Genomic DNA, 16,368 nt, shown 5'->3' on the forward strand with positions numbered 1-16,368 from the left:
ATCTCGAAATGGCGACCACGACAGACCCCCAGCAGACGCCCTCGGCCGGTTCACTCGGCGAGCGGCTCCGGGTGCCTTCCCGCTTCCCGTACCGCACGATCGCGATGGGAACCGTGGGCAGCACGCTGCTGATGCTGGCCGCGCTCGGCGCGGGCGGCATCCTCGTCCGTGACCCGATCCTGGGCCACGGGCCGTTGTCGTGGATCCGCTACGGCCACGGTCGCGTCCTGGCCAACGCGATGCTCTACACCGGCTTCGCGCTGATCATCTGGGCGTGGGTGCGGCTGGGCCGCTACGCGCTCGCCGGCCGCATCGGCAGCCGTCCCATCGTGATCGCCGCGGCCTGCTGGATGGCGCCGCTGCTGGTGTCGCCGCCGCTGTTCACCCGCGACGTCTTCTCCTATCTCGCGCAGGGCGCCCAGCTGCTGAACGGGCTCGACCCGTACGCCAACGGACCCGCCGAGCTGGTCGTGCTGCCGGACGTCGTGCAGAACGTCCACCCGCTGTGGCAGACCACCCCCGCGCCGTACGGCCCGCTGTTCCTGCTGGTCGCGAAGGGGATCGTCTCGGTCACCGGCAACGACATGATCGCCGGGGTCATCGCGACCCGGCTGGTGCTGATGATCGGGCTGGCCGGGATGCTGTGGTCGCTGCCGCGGCTGGTCAAGCACCTCGGCGGCAAACTGCCGATCACCCTGTGGCTCGCCATCGCCAGTCCGATGACGGTGATCCACCTGGTCGGCGGCCCGCACAACGATCTGCTGATGCTGGGCTTCCTCACCATCGGCGTGCTGGCCGCGCTGGAGCGCAAGCACGTCGTCGCGATCGTCCTGGTCACCATCGGCATGCTGATCAAGCCGACGGCGGCCTGGGCGCTGCCGTTCCTTGTCTGGGTATGGGCCAACCACTTGCCCGGCGACCGCAAGGTGGTCAATTTCTTCCGCGCGGGTGCCGCGTCGGTCGGGATCTTCCTGCCGGTGTTCGTCGCGGGGACCTGGATCTCGCTCGGCTCGGTCAACCTCGGCTGGCTCACCGGGCTCAAGGCGCCGACGCTGATCGCGAACTGGATGAACTTCCCGACCGGGATCGGCGAGATCGTCTATTCGCTGGTGAACCTGGTGATCGACGTCGAGGTCTCGCCGTTCGTCACCGTGTTCCGGGCGATCGCGATGGTCGGCCTGTTCGTCTTCGCCGGCCGTCAATGGTGGCTCGCCCGCGACGGCGGCAACCCGGCGATCCACCGGATGGCGATCGTCCTGCTGGCCGGCGCGATCGTCCCGCCGCCCTCGCTGCCGTGGTACCTGACCTGGGGCTTCGTGGTCCTGTCCGCCTTCGAATGGCGTCGCCGGAACCTGGCCGTCGTGGTCGCGGTGTCGGTGTTCGTGACGCTGGTGTACTACCCGACGGGGGAGCAGGCGCTCTACGACTGGTGGTTCATGGCGGGTGTCGTCGCGGCCAGCGTCTACGCGGCCGCTTCGCTGCTGCGGCCGGATCCGCTGGGGATCATCGCGGCTTGGCGAGGGAAGCCGGTGGAGCAGTTCCTGCCTGCCGAGGCTCCGCGCTCCTGACCCTGGTCACGAGACCAAACTGTATAACGACCTATACGGCATGGCGATGGCGTTGTTGCCGTAAAACGGCAACAACGCCAAAAGAAGCTCAAGAAGCGCGCCAGCCTCGCCAAGCGTGGACCAGCGTGCTCACGACGGCATGCGGGGGAGGCTGTGCTTCGTACTGTGGATATTTCTCCCGCAGCAGCTGTACGGGTAGCGCCTGCTCGTCGGGATCGGTCAGCACCCGGGCGACCCCGTCGGCCCGCGCCCACCACAACCTGGCCCAGTCCTCGTCGTACCGGTCGGTCAGGAAGCTGACCACCGGGTTCTCGGCGATGTTCTTCAGCCGCCGCAACGCGGTCGTGCTCTTGGGTTTGTGATCGATCGCGAACGCCACCGAATCCCCTTCGACGACGAAGGTCACCGGGACCAGGTGGGGCACGCCGTCCGCCCCCGCCGTCGCCAGCCTCGCGATCCGCTCGCCCTCGAACCGTGCGCGGGCTTCCTCCGGGGACAACCGCATGCTTAGACGTTACGCCGCACGCGGAGCACGTTGTCCGAACGTGTGCCCGCCTGCCCCTCCGGCCCGGGGAAGTCGCGTGTGACCACGTCCTGCGCTTCCACCGTCCATTCGCTTTCGTCCAGCGTCAATGCTTCGAGGACTTCGGCGGGTGTCGGGAAGTGGACGTGTTCGTGCGGCGGCTCCTCCATCCAGGTCGGCCAGCCCGCGTGGCCGGCGACCACGAGGGTCCCACCGGGGGCGACAGCCTCGGCGGCGCGGCGGAGTGCCTTGTCCCGTTCGCCGTCCTCCGCGACGGGGGAGTGGAAGAACTGCGCCGAAACGAGGTCGAAGCTCCCCTCGGGGAACGACACGGCGAGGTCGTGGCGTTCCCACACGATGCCCTCGACACCGGCCTCGGCCGCGTGCCCGGCGGCACGCTTCAGCGCGGTTTCGGAGATGTCGACGGCGGTGACGCGCCATCCCTGCCGCGCGAGCCAGATCGCGTCGCCGCCCTCGCCGCAGCCGAGATCGAGTGCGGTGCCCGGAGTCAGCGTGGCGACCTCGCGCTCCAGCAGCGGGTTCACCTTCCCGCTCCAGACCTGGTCCTTGTCCCGATAGAAGTCTTCCCAGAACTGCCGCGTGGAATCCATGTCCGAAACGATGCCCGCGCTTTGGCCGGAACCGCCAGTTCCGTTGCCGTTATGGCAAAATCCGCAGGATGCCCTTGTCGGCGTCGAGGGTGGCCCGCGCCCCGAGGGGGATGGTCGGCGACGCCGGGACGTGCCCGAAGCCGAAGTCCCACACCGCCGGCACGCCGAGCGGGCCCAGCCGGTCGAGCATCAGGTCGCGGATCGGCCCGGCGGCGCCGCATCCCTCCCATGAGCCCAGCACGATGCCCCGGACGCCGTCGAGCCAGCCGGATCGCAGCAGCTGGGTCAGCAGCCGGTCGATCCGGTACGGATACTCGGTGACGTCCTCCAGCAGCACGATCGCCTCACGGGCCGAACCCGCTTCCGGAGTGCCGAGACCCGAAGCCAGCAGTGCGAGGTTGCCACCGACGAGCGTGCCGGTCGCGGTGCCCGGAACCAGTGGTGCCGCCGTCGGCGACGCGATCGTCCGTACCCTGTCCGGTTCGAACAACGACAGCCGCAGGTGTTCGGCCGCCGCCGCGTCGAACAGGGTGGTCGCGGGCATGGGGGAGAACAGGGTCTCCAGTCCCAAGTGGACGTTGACCGCCTGGTGCAGCGCGGTCACGTCGCTGCTCCCGGCGAACATCTTCGGCCCGGCCGTGCGCAACGCCGCCCAGTCGACGAGGTCGAGCATCCGCTGGGAGCCGTAGCCGCCGCGGGCGGCGAGGACACAGGTCACGCGGGGATCGAGCCAGGCTCGCGTGAACTCGGCGGCCCGCGCCTCGTCGGGGGCGGAGAGGTAGCCGTCGCGGGTGGCGCGCACGCACTCGCCGACGCTGACCTCGGCACCCCAGTCGCGCAGTACCGGCAGCGCCTTCTCGACGAGCTCCGCCGGGACCGGGCTCGCGGGGGCGACCAGGGCGATCGTGTCGCCCGGTCGCGTCTTCGGCGGCCTCACCGGCTGAGCCGGAGCTTCGGCACGCCGGGTGTCTCGAAGCCGAAGACCTGGCCGTAGAAGGACAACTCGGCTTCGAGGGCGGCGACGATGGTCTCCGCCTTCCGGAAGCCGTGCTGTTCGCCCTCGAACTTCAGGTAGGCGTGCTCGATTCCCCGGCCCGCGAGTCCGGCGACGAACCGGTCCGCCTGTTCGGGCGGGCAGATCTCGTCCTCGACGCCCTGCAGGAACAGCAGTGGCCCGGCGACGGTGCCGGCGTTGTGGATGGGGGAGCGGTCCCGGTAGCGCTGCTCGGTCTCCGGCAACGGTCCGATCAGTCCGTCGAGGTACCGGGATTCGAAGTCGTGTGTCTCGCCGCCGTCACCGGTCCATTGGTAGAGGTCGAGGATCGGGTACATGACGGTGCCCGCGCGGTAGGTGGTCGTGGTGGTCAGCGAGGCGGCGGAGGTGTACCCGCCCGCACTGCCGCCGCGGATGGCCAGCCGGTCGCCGTCGACGGTGCCTTCGGCGGCTAGGGCTTCGGCGACGGTGACACAGTCCGCGACGTCGACGACGCCCCAGCGTTCGCGAAGCCGTTCGCGGTAAGCGCGCCCGTAGCCGGTTGAGCCGCCGTAGTTCACCGTGACGACGGCGATGCCGCGGCTGGTGAAGTAGGCGATCTCGAAGTCGAGCACCGCGCTGTCGCGGCCGGTCGGCCCGCCGTGCGGGTAGACCAGCAGCGGCGGTCGTTCGCCGTCCGGTGCGGCGAAGCCGGCGTTGGCGGGCAGGTAGACGAACGCGGGGATCTGGTCGCCGTCACCGGTCTTGAAGATCCGTTCCACGGGCTTCGACAGGTAGCCCGGCGACGGCGGTTCGGGTGCCGACGCGAGTTCGGTCATCGTCCCGCCGCCGAGGTCGACCTTCACGACGGCGCCTTCCCGTTCCGGTCCGGCGGCCACTCCGACGATGCCGCCCTCGTGGACGGCGAAACCGTTGGTGGACCACGCGGTCAGGTCTGCGGCGGCCGCGACCGGCGTCACTTCCCGCGTCGCCTCGTCGAGGACGGCGAGCCTGCCCGACGCGATGACGGCGAACCGGCCGTCGCCGAGCGGCGTGAACCAGCGGGCGCCGAGTTTCCACATCGCGCCGCCGATCTCCTGCTCCACGGGCGCCAGGTTCGTGAGCTCGCCGTCGAGCCCGACGCGGTGCAGGTTCCACCAGCCGTCCGGATCCAGCAGTGCCAGCAGCGTGTCGGCGGACTCCCATTCGATCTGGCAGACGGAGACGTCGGCCGCACCCGCGAGCACGCGTTGGGGTCCGAACGTTCCGTCGTCGCGGACCTCGGCGACGCACAGTTCCGTGCCGTCCCAAGGCATCGCGGGATGATCCCAGCCGATCCACGCCGCCCGCGCGCCGTCGGGCGACAGGTGGGGTGCGGTGAGGAAGTGGTGACTCGCGGACAGGACCCGTTCCGGGCCGCCGTCGAGGGGGAGCGCGATGATGTCCCTGGCGATGTCGACGCGCCGCGGGCCGGTGCTGCGTTCGCGGACCAGCCACACCTCACCGGGACGGCCGGGCCGGAGATCGCTGTAGCGGATCCCGTGCCGGGTCGCGGGTTCCGGCGTCAGGGGGATCGTCTCGCCGGTGCTCAGGTCGCGGCGGTAGACCCGCTGATCCGCCCAGTGGGTGAAGACGAGGACGTCGCCGGACACCAGCCAGGGGCGGCCGCCGTACTCGTGCACGCGGTTACGGACGTTCCACGGAGCGGGAAGGACGTCTTCGACCGTGCCGTCCGCGCGTGACCGCACGAGGGTGACGCGGCCGCCTTCCCCGGTTCGGAGTTCGGCCCACCAGACCTCGTCCCCGGCCGTGCCGAGCCATTGCGCGCTGACTCCCGAAGCCGCGACATCGGCGGCCGACAGGGGAGATGTCCAGGTGCCGTAAGGGGCGATCTCAACCACGGCTGAAGACTAGGTTCGTCTCTTTGCCCGCGGTGGCCCGGGGCACACCGGGCGCGGGCGGTTTCGCCCTTGGCGGAACAGGTGGGGCGGCGGATGCCGATCATGGGGCCGTGGCCTAGGGTCAAAGGTGCCATGTCTCGCGTAATCCACGTCTTCCGCCAGCCCGACCGGTTCGTCGCCGGGACCGTCGGTGAGCCCGGCGACCGCACGTTCTACCTCCAGGCGTCCGAGGACGTCCGCACGATCAGTGTGACGATCGAAAAACAGCAGGTCGTGGTCTTGGCCGAAAGGCTGAGCTCGCTGCTGGAAGAGGTCGCCAGCCGGTTCGGCGCGGATGTACCGGACGACGCGCCCGACGAGCTTCTCGACGTCGACCCCCTGACCGTCCCGGTCGAGGAGGAGTTCCGCGTCGGCACGATGGGGCTCGGCTGGGACGCCGACAGCAGTGCCGTCGTCATCGAACTGCTCGCGATGACCGAAGGCGAGGTGGACGAGACGGTCGTTCTGGACGACACCGAAGAGGGGCCGGACGCGGTCCGCGTCTTCCTGTCGCCCGGCGCGGCGCGCGCGTTCGCCGAACGTGCCGACAGGGTGGTCAACGCCGGCCGCAAGCCGTGCCCGTTGTGCGCCGAGCCGCTCGACCCGGCGGGGCATATCTGCCCGCGGCAGAACGGGTACCGGCGCGACGTCGACGTTCTCGAGGACTGACGCGGTGACGGAGACTTCGCGGGAGCTGGTGACGCGCGGCAAGATCGACGTCGAAGGCAGGCTCGTCGACGCCTCCAACGTCACGCTCTTCGGCAAGATCGAACTCGACGGCGTGACCGGCAATGTCGTGTACAAGCCGGTGTCGGGTGAGCGGCCGCTGTGGGACTTCCCGGACGGGACACTGGCCGGCCGTGAGGTCGCGACGGCCATGGTGGCCGAGGCCGCCGGGCTCGGCGCGATCCCGCCGACGGTGCTGCGTGACGGGCCGTTCGGTCCGGGCATGGTGCAGCTGTGGATCGAGACCACCGATGAGGAACTGGTCGACGTCCGCTCGCCGGAAGGTCTTCCGGAGGACTGGCGGGTCGTGTTGCACGCGCACGATCGCGACGGTGAGCCCGCGGTGCTCGCGCACGCGGACCGGCCGGGGATGCGGGAGCTGGCCGTCCTCGACATCGTGGTCAACAACACCGACCGCAAGGGCGGGCATGTGCTCGCCGGGGTGGACGGCCGGATCTACGGCGTGGACCACGGCATCTGCCTGCACACCGATCCGAAACTGCGGACGGTGCTGTGGGGGTGGATCGGCGAGCGGCTCACCGAGGCCGAGGTCGGCAAGTTGCGTGGCCTGCGTGAGCGGCTCGATGGCGAACTGGGCGAAGCGCTGAGCGAGCATCTGACCGGTTTCGAGATCCGCGCGCTGGCCGAACGGACCGATCTGTTGCTGGCGGAGGGTGTCTTCCCGGAGCCGGGTGACGACTGGCGCGCCATCCCGTGGCCGCTGTTCTGATCGACGATCAGGCCCGTGCGCGCCTGATCACACGATTCGGCGGAGACGCCGCGGACTGGTGCGACGCGCTGCCCGCACTTGTGGCGCGGCTGGCGGAGCAGTGGGGTCTCACCGTCCTGGACACGAAACCGGGTAACACCGGTCGTACGCTGATCTGCGCCGGGGACGACGGCGCCAAGAAGGTTCTCAAGCTGACCCCCGATCGCACCATCGCCGAGTCCGAGGCCGCGGCGTTGCGGGCGTGGGACGGCTGCTCTCGCGTTGTTCAGGTGCTCGCCACCGAACTCGCCGACGGGGCGATCCTGATGGAAGGCATCGATCCCGGTACGGAGCTGCGGGAGTCGGGGGTACACGTCCCCTGGTCCGAGGTCGGCGACCTGCTGACCCAGATCCACTCGGTGCCCCCGCCCGCCGGTTTCTCGACGCTCGAAGACCGTGTCACCTTCATGTACGGGCTCGCGGAGCGAGGGCTGCGCGGCTCGGTGGCCGAAGCCGCCCTTTCCATGGAGACGCTCGACCGGGCCCGGCTGCGGGCACTCGCCCTCGCGACCGACGGCGGAGGGAACTCGATCGTCCACGGCGATCTGCATCCGGGCAACGTCCTCGACGGCGGACCGGGCCGCGGCGCGGTCGCCATCGATCCCCGCCCGAGCGTCGGCGACCCGGCGTTCGACCTCGCCGACTGGGTCACGCTGCCGATGCTCGACGGCGGCACGCTGGAAGACGGCTTCGACGCGATCGCGCCGCATTTGCCCGGGTTCGACGCCGGGCGGGTCCGCGCGTGGTGCGTCGCGCTCGCGCCGTTGTTCGTGATGCGCCCGCTGGAACGCGGTGAGCGGACCCCGTTCGTCGAAGCGATGTTGCGGATGGCCGCCTGACCGGCGTGGCGGGGAGACGCGGGACCCCGGGCGCCGCTAGCGTCGTCCGCCGTGCGCTCTCATTCGTATGACGACGTGCTGTCCGGGCCGCGCAAGCGGAAGGTCCCCGAGGTGCCCGCCGAACCGGGGCTCGTGGTCGAAGACCCGGTCAGCGGGTATTGCGGCGCCGTGGTGAAGATCGAGTACGGCAATGTCGTGCTGGAGGACAGGCACGGCAGGCACCGGGTGTTCCCGCTGAATCCCGCCGGGTTCCTGCTGGAGGGCAAACCGGTGACGCTGGTGCCGGCCAAGGCCGCGCCGAAGGCGGCGGCCAGGCAGATCTCCGCGTCGGGTTCCGTCCGCGTCCAAGGCCATAAGGCGCGGGTCGCGCGTGATTCGCGGATCTGGGTCGAGGGCAAGCACGACGCGGAACTCGTCGAACGGGTCTGGGGGCACGACCTTCGGGTCGAAGGCGTCGTGGTGGAACCACTCGATGGGGTGGACGTGCTGTCCGACCGGATCGGCGAGTTCGGCACCGGTCCCGGCCGCCGTCTCGGTGTGCTGGTCGACCATCTGGTCGCGGGCAGCAAGGAGTCCCGGATCGTCGACGGGATCCGCGACGAGAACGTGCTGATCACCGGGCATCCGTACATCGACATCTGGGAGGCCGTGAAGCCGTCGGTCGTCGGGATCCGCGCCTGGCCGAAGATCCCCCGTGGCACGGAGTGGAAACAAGGCATCTGCGACGCGCTCGGCTGGGGCGAGCCGTATGAGGGCTGGCAGCGGGTCCTGGCGGCGGTCGGGACCTACCGGGATCTGGAAACACCGCTGATCGGAGCGGTGGAACGGCTCATCGACTTCGTCAGTGACCCGGGCGATGAGTCCTGAATGACCGGTTTGCGTGAGGTCACTCAAGGTCACGCGTCGGTCACGTCGGTTTCGCTTCTTCGGTATGGATCGGCGCGATCTGGGAGCATGAACGCATGACAGGCGCTCTCATCTGGCTGATCGCCGGCATCCTCTTGATCATCGCCGAGCTGCTCTCGGGTGACCTGTTCCTGCTCATGGTCGGCGCCGGAGCCCTGTTCGGGGCCGGCTCCGCGGCGCTGACCGGGAACCCGTTCATCGACGTCGCGGTGTTCGCTGTCGCCTCGGTCGGGATGCTCGCCCTCGTCCGGCCCGCCCTCAAACGCCGGTTCCTCGCGGGACCGGACATCAAGACCAACACCGACGCGCTGATCGGCGCGCGAGCGATAGTAGTGTCCACTGTGGACGTCGAAGCCGGCCAGGTGAAGCTGGCCGGTGACGTCTGGTCGGCACGGAGCATCACCGAAGGGGAACCGATCGCCCCCGGTACGTCGGTGACGGTCGTCGAGATCTCGGGCGCCACCGCGGTCGTCTCGGCCGACTTGTGAGCCGGGCGGCCGTGCAGCAACAGGTTTCTACGTAAGGGGAAGGTAGTTGTCAGAGTCAGTGGTGTTCATCGTCGTCGGACTGCTCGCGTTGTTCGTGGTCGTCGTCGTGGTCAAGGCGATCATGGTGGTGCCGCAGGCGCAGTCCGCAGTGATCGAACGGCTGGGCCGGTTCCGGACGGTGGCTTCTCCCGGCCTGACGTTTCTGGTGCCCTTCCTGGACAAGGTGCGGGCGCGGATCGACCTCCGCGAACAGGTCGTCTCCTTCCCGCCCCAGCCGGTGATCACCGAGGACAACCTGACCGTGTCGATCGACACGGTCGTGTACTTCCAGGTGACGGACTCGCGGGCCGCGGTCTACGAGATCTCTAACTACATCGTCGGTGTCGAGCAGCTGACCACCACGACGCTGCGAAACGTCGTCGGTGGCATGAGCCTCGAGCAGACGCTGACCTCGCGTGACTCGATCAACAGCCAGCTGCGCGGCGTGCTCGACGAGGCCACCGGCCGCTGGGGCATCCGCGTCGCCCGAGTCGAGCTGAAGGCGATCGACCCGCCGCCCTCCATCCAGGATTCGATGGAGAAGCAGATGCGTGCCGACCGTGAGAAGCGCGCCATGATCCTGACCGCCGAAGGTCAGCGTGAATCGGCGATCAAGACCGCGGAAGGTCAGAAGCAGAGCCAGATCCTCGCGGCCGAAGGTGCCAAGCAGGCGGCGATCCTGAGCGCGGAGGCCGAGCGACAGTCGCGGATCCTGCGGGCGCAGGGTGAACGAGCCGCCCGGTACCTGCAGGCGCAGGGTCAGGCGAAGGCCATCGAGAAGGTCTTCGCGGCGATCAAGGCCGGACGCCCGACTCCCGAGGTCCTGGCCTACCAGTACCTGCAGACCCTGCCGCAGATGGCGCAGGGCGACGCGAACAAGGTCTGGATGATCCCGAGCGACTACGGCAAGGCTCTGGAAGGCTTCGCCCGCGCGCTCGGTGCCCCGGGCGACGACGGCGTGTTCCGCTACGAGCCGCCGAAGGAAGAGGTCGTCGAGAAGCCGGACCTGGAGGACGAAGAGGTCCAGGGCTGGTTCGACACATCCAGCGACCCGAAGGTCGCCGAGGCCGTCGCGGCCGCGGAAGCCGTGGCGCGCAAGGAGGTCCCGGCCCTGGGCGTCGCGACGCCGAGGCAGGAGCCGCCCGCCCCGCGCCAGGTTCCCAAGTCCGCACCCGCGCCGGAACCGGAAGCCGCCCCGGAACCGCCGCAGCAGCAGGCCCCGCCCTCGCAGTTGCCGCAGCCTCAGCCGCCCGCCGCTCCGCAGGGAGGCCCGTACCAGGGTCCTCCGGGACGCGCGCCGGGTGGCAGTGGCCCGTTCCCGCAGCAGGGTCCGTTCGGCGGACCTCAGGGTGGGCCGCCGCAGCGCTGAGCCAGGACGCGACCAAGGGCCGTGCCGGACTTTTCGTCCGGTGCGGCCCTTTTCGTCGTCAGGGACTGGACCTCCAGCCTGGTCGAGGTCGCATAGTGCGGGACATGAAGCGACCGACAATCGATGTACGGGGATTCCTCGACGAGCGCGAGCGACCCGCCGGCGTCGCCACCACGACGAGTCGTGGCAACCCGGCCTTGGCGATGATGTGGTTCGTGGCGGAGGAGCACCGGTTGTGGTTCCACACTCCGGAGGCTCGCGGTCGCCCGGCAGGGATGTAGCGCTCGTAGATCCGGCGGGGCGGCGCACGCGGCCTCGCCGGACGCGGTGCTGTGGTCGATGACGCCGGACCGCGGGATGGCCGTGGAGTATCCAGGGCTGGAGAACACGCCGGTTTTCCGCTGGTCAAGCGCCGTCGAGTACGCCCGCATCGGCGCCTGACCAGGATCCGGCGAGTTCATGCTCGGCTGTGCTTGCGGGTTCGAGTGTGGAGGATTTGGGACGTTCAACGTCCCAAATCCTCCACACTCGCGGGATTCCGGTCACGCCCCCGGAGAAGTCACCGTCACGCCCGCATCGGCGCCTGAGCGGATCAGCGCGCCCGTCCTTCGCCACCGGCGGAAGGCTTCACCGGCTCTGTCGCGCCACCGAAGGCTTCCGCCACGGCACGGACACGGAGCTCTTCGAGTTCGTCGATCTGCCGCCGGGCCCGGTCGATCAGATCGTCCAGCCGTCCGGCGTCGAGCCGGGGATCGGTGCCGGCGCGCGCCCGCAGGGTCCGCCATCCGGCCGCCTTGCCTTCGACGCCCAGGCGCAGCATTTCGAGTTCCTCGACCCGGCTCAGCGGGGATCGCGACACCAGCCGTCCGTTCGGCTTGAGGCGTGCCAGCTTTTCCCCGGCCCACGCCGCGATCGTCTTGTACTGCCGGACCGGGGCCTCGAGCGCGGCCATGAAGGTCAGCAGCGCGTTCCGGTCGTCGGCGATCTCGTCGGCGAGCCTGCTCAGCACCGCTTCCCCACGGTGGCCGCGTTCCGCCCCGGCGAGCCGTTTGGCGAGTTCGGTGCCGGCGGTGGCGCCGGCCAGATGGTCGTTGAGGTAGATCCCGAGCAAGGCGGGATCGGCGGATGTAGGGGCCATGGCCGGGGCATACCCCTTCCGGGTCGGCCGAAACCACGGCGATTGGACGCTCCGGCATCCGGGTACCCGGGGAGATCAACAACGACCCCTGGCGCGAGGAGGATGCCGCATGCGGCCGACCGACCCGGAGACCGTGGACGTACTGGGCGTCCCGTTCCCCAAGCCGATGCGGACGGCCGCGCGGGTCGCGCGAGGGCTGGCCGGACTGGCGCTCGTGCCGTTCGAAGGAATCCCCGGCCGCGGCCCGCGCCGCGCGGTCTGGTCGTGTCCCGGCAGGCTCTACATCGAGACGCACGGCGTCAAGGGACCGGACGGCGCCCGCGTCGCCCGGCGCGTCGAACGGGCGCTGACCGAAATCCCTGGAGTGCGGTGGGCGCAGGTGAACGCGCCGACGTCGCGGGTGGTCGTGGCGGTCGGGGAGCCGGCGCCGCGACGGCTGGATCTGGTCCGCGCGGTCGAGCGAGCCGAGGCGGAGCCGTCCTGTGAGGCCGAGCGCATCGAGGAGGACGAACTCCACCATCCCGCCGACGGCGCGAAGGCGACGCGGCTTCCGTCCACACTCGCCGCCGACGTCGCGGGCCTGGTGCTTTCGGCGGCTTCGAAGATCATGCCGTGGGCGCCGTTGCCGACCGAGGTCGCCGCGCTGGCCTCGGTCGTCGACCTGCATCCGAAGCTGCGTGCCCTGGCGGACCGGAAACTCCGCGGGCACGAGCGGGCCGACTCGGCCACGTCGATCGGGGCGGCGCTGGCACACGGCTTGGCGGCCCGCAGCGAGGGCACGGTGCTGGACATCATGGTCCGCGGCACCCAGTGGCGGGAGGCCAAGGCGCACAAGCGTGCCTGGTGCGAGGCCGAGTCGCGGCTGGTGCGGCAACGCGATCACGCCGGCGCGGAGTCGGTGGTGGGTGACCGGCCGCGGCCGCTCCCGGAAAGCGCGGCGGATCGTCACTCGCGCCGGTCCATGGCGGCCGGGGCGGCCGCTGCCGCGGTGACTCTGCCGTTCGCCGGTCCGAGGCGTGCCGCCGCCGTGGGGTTCTCGGCCCTGCCGAAGGCACCGTCGAACGGCATGGCGGCCTTTTCCGCTCAACTGGGCCAAGTTCTCGCCCGGCGCGGCACGCTGGTGATGGACCGGTCCGTGCTGCGGCGGCTGGACCTGCTCGACACGCTGGTCATCGACACGGCGGCACTCGGCGCCGGGGCGACCGTGCTCAGCGACCTGGTGCCCTTGCCGGGCAGTGAGGCGGGGGAGCTGACCGCCGTCGCCTTCGGCCTGTTCGATCAGGAGAAGCCCGAGGTGGTCCGGCACGACGGCGACTGGGTCCTCGGGCCGGTCGACGAGCTGGACCTCACCGGGCGCAAGGGAGTCCGCGAACGACAGCGGATGGTGGACCAGGGCGCGTCCGTCGTGCTGGGGCTGGCCCGTGACGGGCATCTGCAGGGGTTGCTGGCCGTCGCCGAGGAACTCTCGCCGGATGTCGACGCCCTGTCCTCGGCGGCCGAGGCGGCCGGTCTGCGGGTGGTCCAGACCGAGGGCGGTGACGGGTTGCTCGACGACGTCCGGCGACTCCAAGCCGACGGACGGGTGGTCATGCTCGTCTCCGGCGACCGCCGGGCCCTGGGTGCCGCCGACTGCGGGATCGGCGTGCACGACGACGGCGCCCCTCCACCGTGGGGCGCGCATCTGCTGATCGAGCGGGACATCGGCACCGCCGTCCTCCTCGTCGAAGCGGTCGCCGCGGCCCGGACCGTCGTGCGCGACTCGACTCGTTTCGCGACCATCGCGAGCGGTATCGGCGCGGTGACCGCCCTCAGTGCCCGGCGCAAGCCCGCCGCCGGAAGTCTCCGCGCGGTGAACGCCGGTGCGCTGATGGCGTTCAGCGACGGGATCTGGCGGGCACGGAACCTCACCGGCGCACGGAAAACGGCTCCGGCGGCCCGCGTCGCGCCGCCGTGGCATCTGATGCCGGCCGAACTCGTCCTCGACCGGCTCGGCTCGGACCCGCGTGGTCTCGCCGAGGACGAGGCGCGGCGGCGTGCCCCGGCAGGGCGCACCGGGGGAGGAGGCGGCGCGACCACGAGCGTCGCCAAGGCCTTCCTCGCCGAGCTGTCCAATCCGCTGACCCCGGTGCTGGCGGGCGGGGCGGCGGTTTCGGCCGCGGTCGGTTCCCCGGTCGACGCCGCGCTGGTCGCCGGGATCGTCGGGGTGTCCGCGTTGATCGGCAGCGTGCAGCAGGTCCACACCGAACGCGCGCTGGCCGGGCTGTTCGAGCGGTCCGCCACCGTGACCACCGTCGTGCGGGGCGGCTCGGAACAGCGCGTCGTCGCCGACGACCTGGTGCGCGGTGACGTCGTCTCGCTGCGTTCCGGTGACGTCGTGCCCGCGGATTGCCGGGTCCTGGAAGCGACCGGCGCGGAGCTGGACGAATCGTCGCTGACCGGCGAATCGCTGCCCGTGGCCAAGGATCCGTCCCCGGTGGTGGCCGCGGAGCTCGCCGAGCGGACGTCGATGCTCTACGAGGGCACCACGGTCGCCGCCGGGAAGGTGACCGCCGTGGTCGTCGCGACCGGCGACCAGACCGAAGTCGGGCGGGGACTGGCCGCCGCGCGGGGCGCCGCACCCGAGACCGGCGTCGAGACCCGGCTCGCGTCGCTCACCAAACAGGCGCTGCCGGTCGCGGTCGGCTCGGCGGCCGCCGTGGCGGGCACGGGCCTGATCCGGGGCGTCCCGTTGCGCGAAAGCCTCGGCGCCGCTGTGAATCTCGCGGTCGCGTCGGTCCCGGAGGGCCTGCCGTTCCTGGTCAACGCCGCCCAGCTGGCCGCCGCCCGCAGGCTCGCCGACCACGGCGCGCTCGTCCGCAATCCCCGCACCATCGAAGCGCTCGGGCGGGTCGACGTCCTGTGCTTCGACAAGACCGGCACGCTCACCGAAGGCAGGCTCAGTGTCACCCGGATCGACGACGGGCGCGGCAGCGCGGAGATCTCACGGCTGCGCAAGAGCCATCGCGCGGTCCTGACCGCCGCCGTCCGCGCGACACCCCGGGCGAAGAACCCGGAGGAGCTGCCGCACCATACGGATCAGGCTGTCCTCGAAGGCGGCCTGTCCGCGGGGGTGGACGCCGGCGACTGGGAGAAGATCGCCGCGGTCCCGTTCGAGCCGTCCCGCGGATTCCACGCCACCAACGGGAAGCTCGGCGGAAGGAACCTGTTGTGCGTCAAGGGCGCGCCGGAGGTCGTCGTACCGCGCTGCGCCCGTCACGGCGGCAAGCCGATCGGCCCCGGAACCCGCAAGCGGCTGGAAAAGCGGATGGAACGGCTGGCCTCCTCCGGCCATCGCGTCCTCGCCGTCGCCGAGCGGACGGTGTCCACAAAGGACATCTCCGAGGACGACGTCGCCGAACTCGATCTGCTGGGGTTCGTCGCTTTGGCGGATCCGGTGCGCGACAGCGCCGCGCCCGCCGCGGAAAGGCTGCGCGAGGCCGGGGTCCGCACGGTGATGATCACCGGCGACCACCCGGCCACCGGCGAGGCCGTCTCCGAGGAGATCACCGGCCGCAACGGCGACACCAAGGTGCTCACGGGCGCCCGGATCGACGAACTCGCCGACGCCGACCTCGACGGCGAACTCGCCGACGCCGACGTGATCGCCCGGTGCAGCCCGGCGCAGAAGGTGCGGATCATCCAGGCGTACCAGCGCATCGGGCGGGTCGTCGCGATGACCGGCGACGGCGCGAACGACGCGCCCGCGATCCGGCTCGCCGACGTGGGCATCGCGCTCGGGCAACGCGGTACACCCGCGGCGAGGGCGGCCGCGGACCTCGTGGTCACCGACGACCGGCTGGAGACGATCGTCGCCGCGATGATCGAAGGCCGGGCGATGTGGGCGTCCGTGCGGGAAGCGCTCGGCATCCTGCTCGGCGGCAACCTGGGGGAGATCGCGTTCACCGTGCTCGGTTCTGCGGTCACCGGGCGGTCCCCGCTCACCGCGCGGCAGCTGCTGCTGATGAACCTGCTCACCGATCTGGCGCCCGCCCTGGCCATCGCGCTGAGCAGGCCGGTTGGCGAGGCGGTGCCGGATCTGCTCCGGGAGGGACCGAGTGCCTCGCTCGGCACGGCGCTGCGGCGGGACATCACCACGCGGGCGGTGACGACGACGCTGGGGGCGTCCACGGCGTGGACCCTGGCCCGGCTGACCGGCAGGCGGCGGCGCGCGAGCACCGTCGCGCTCGCCTCCCTGATCGGAACGCAGCTCGGGCAGACCCTGCTGATCGGCGGACGCGACCGGACCGTGCTGGCCGCGGGCCTGGGTTCCGCGGCGCTGCTGGCCGTGCTGATCCAGACGCCCGGCGTCAGCCAGTTCTTCGGCTGCACGCCGCTCGGCCCGATCGGATGGGGCATCGCGCTGGGCAGCGCCGGTGCGGCGAGTGCCGGCGGGTTGCTGCTCGGACGCCGCCGAGTTGACACGTAGGAAATCTCCTACGT

General features: G+C 70.8%; 14 protein-coding genes. 9 read left to right on the forward strand and 5 right to left on the reverse strand.

The genetic code is table 11. The features are described 5' to 3' along the window. The first annotated feature begins 8 nt into the window (after positions 1–8). Positions 9–1,568 carry a polyprenol phosphomannose-dependent alpha 1,6 mannosyltransferase MptB gene (mptB, locus tag SD37_RS19950; protein WP_044853308.1) on the forward strand — a complete coding sequence of 520 codons (1,560 nt, stop codon included), beginning with the start codon at positions 9–11 and terminating at the stop codon, positions 1,566–1,568. An 88-nt stretch (positions 1,569–1,656) separates the two neighbouring features. Here mptB and SD37_RS19955 read toward each other — a convergent pair whose 3' ends face one another. From SD37_RS19955 to SD37_RS19970, 4 genes are read right to left on the reverse strand one after another with little or no spacing between them, the layout of a single operon-like run. Further along, positions 1,657–2,073 (reverse strand): TIGR03668 family PPOX class F420-dependent oxidoreductase, encoded by a 417-nt coding sequence (locus SD37_RS19955; protein ID WP_044853309.1) that lies wholly within the window; start codon positions 2,071–2,073, stop codon positions 1,657–1,659. A 2-nt stretch (positions 2,074–2,075) separates the two neighbouring features. Then, a complete protein-coding gene (locus tag SD37_RS19960; RefSeq protein ID WP_044853310.1) occupies positions 2,076–2,702 on the reverse strand; it encodes a class I SAM-dependent methyltransferase in 627 nt (208 codons plus the stop codon). 49 nt (positions 2,703–2,751) lie between these two features. Then, on the reverse strand, positions 2,752–3,639 hold the full coding sequence (locus tag SD37_RS19965) for a S66 peptidase family protein (RefSeq protein ID WP_044853311.1): 888 nt from the start codon (positions 3,637–3,639) through the stop codon (positions 2,752–2,754). Then, on the reverse strand, positions 3,636–5,576 hold the full coding sequence (locus tag SD37_RS19970; RefSeq protein ID WP_044853312.1) for a S9 family peptidase: 1,941 nt from the start codon (positions 5,574–5,576) through the stop codon (positions 3,636–3,638). The genes SD37_RS19965 and SD37_RS19970 overlap by 4 nt, the downstream gene beginning before the upstream one ends. Positions 5,577–5,708: 132 nt before the next feature. On the opposite strand from SD37_RS19970, the gene SD37_RS19975 reads away from it, so the two are divergent. From SD37_RS19975 to SD37_RS43820, 7 genes are all read left to right on the forward strand, one after another. Continuing rightward, positions 5,709–6,284 (forward strand): DUF3090 domain-containing protein, encoded by a 576-nt coding sequence (locus tag SD37_RS19975; protein WP_037312366.1) that lies wholly within the window; start codon positions 5,709–5,711, stop codon positions 6,282–6,284. 4 nt (positions 6,285–6,288) lie between these two features. After that, on the forward strand, positions 6,289–7,071 hold the full coding sequence (locus SD37_RS19980) for an SCO1664 family protein (protein WP_083255018.1): 783 nt from the start codon (positions 6,289–6,291) through the stop codon (positions 7,069–7,071). Continuing rightward, complete coding sequence (locus tag SD37_RS19985; RefSeq protein ID WP_065912894.1) at positions 7,056–7,949, forward strand: aminoglycoside phosphotransferase family protein; 894 nt, start codon at positions 7,056–7,058, stop codon at positions 7,947–7,949. The genes SD37_RS19980 and SD37_RS19985 overlap by 16 nt, the downstream gene beginning before the upstream one ends. Positions 7,950–8,000: 51 nt before the next feature. Then, a complete protein-coding gene (locus SD37_RS19990) occupies positions 8,001–8,816 on the forward strand; it encodes a DUF3097 domain-containing protein (RefSeq protein WP_044853314.1) in 816 nt (271 codons plus the stop codon). Positions 8,817–8,911: 95 nt separating this feature from the next. Then, positions 8,912–9,343, forward strand: coding sequence for an NfeD family protein (locus SD37_RS19995; RefSeq protein WP_044853315.1), 432 nt, complete (start codon positions 8,912–8,914; stop codon positions 9,341–9,343). Positions 9,344–9,401: 58 nt separating this feature from the next. Continuing rightward, positions 9,402–10,751, forward strand: a complete 1,350-nt coding sequence (locus SD37_RS20000; RefSeq protein ID WP_083255019.1) for an SPFH domain-containing protein — start codon at positions 9,402–9,404, stop codon at positions 10,749–10,751. Between the two features lie 104 nt (positions 10,752–10,855). Next, a complete protein-coding gene (locus SD37_RS43820; protein ID WP_236725425.1) occupies positions 10,856–11,032 on the forward strand; it encodes a hypothetical protein in 177 nt (58 codons plus the stop codon). A 311-nt stretch (positions 11,033–11,343) separates the two neighbouring features. Here the strand turns inward: SD37_RS43820 and SD37_RS20005 are convergent, their stop codons facing one another. Then, positions 11,344–11,889, reverse strand: a complete 546-nt coding sequence (locus tag SD37_RS20005) for a hypothetical protein (RefSeq protein ID WP_044853318.1) — start codon at positions 11,887–11,889, stop codon at positions 11,344–11,346. A 109-nt stretch (positions 11,890–11,998) separates the two neighbouring features. Between SD37_RS20005 and SD37_RS20010 the strand changes: the two genes are divergently transcribed. Then, positions 11,999–16,354 (forward strand): cation-translocating P-type ATPase, encoded by a 4,356-nt coding sequence (locus SD37_RS20010; protein ID WP_044853319.1) that lies wholly within the window; start codon positions 11,999–12,001, stop codon positions 16,352–16,354. Positions 16,355–16,368 lie beyond the last annotated feature (14 nt).

Origin of the sequence: Amycolatopsis orientalis, from assembly GCF_000943515.2 — a bacterium.
Lineage (GTDB): Bacteria > Actinomycetota > Actinomycetes > Mycobacteriales > Pseudonocardiaceae > Amycolatopsis > Amycolatopsis orientalis.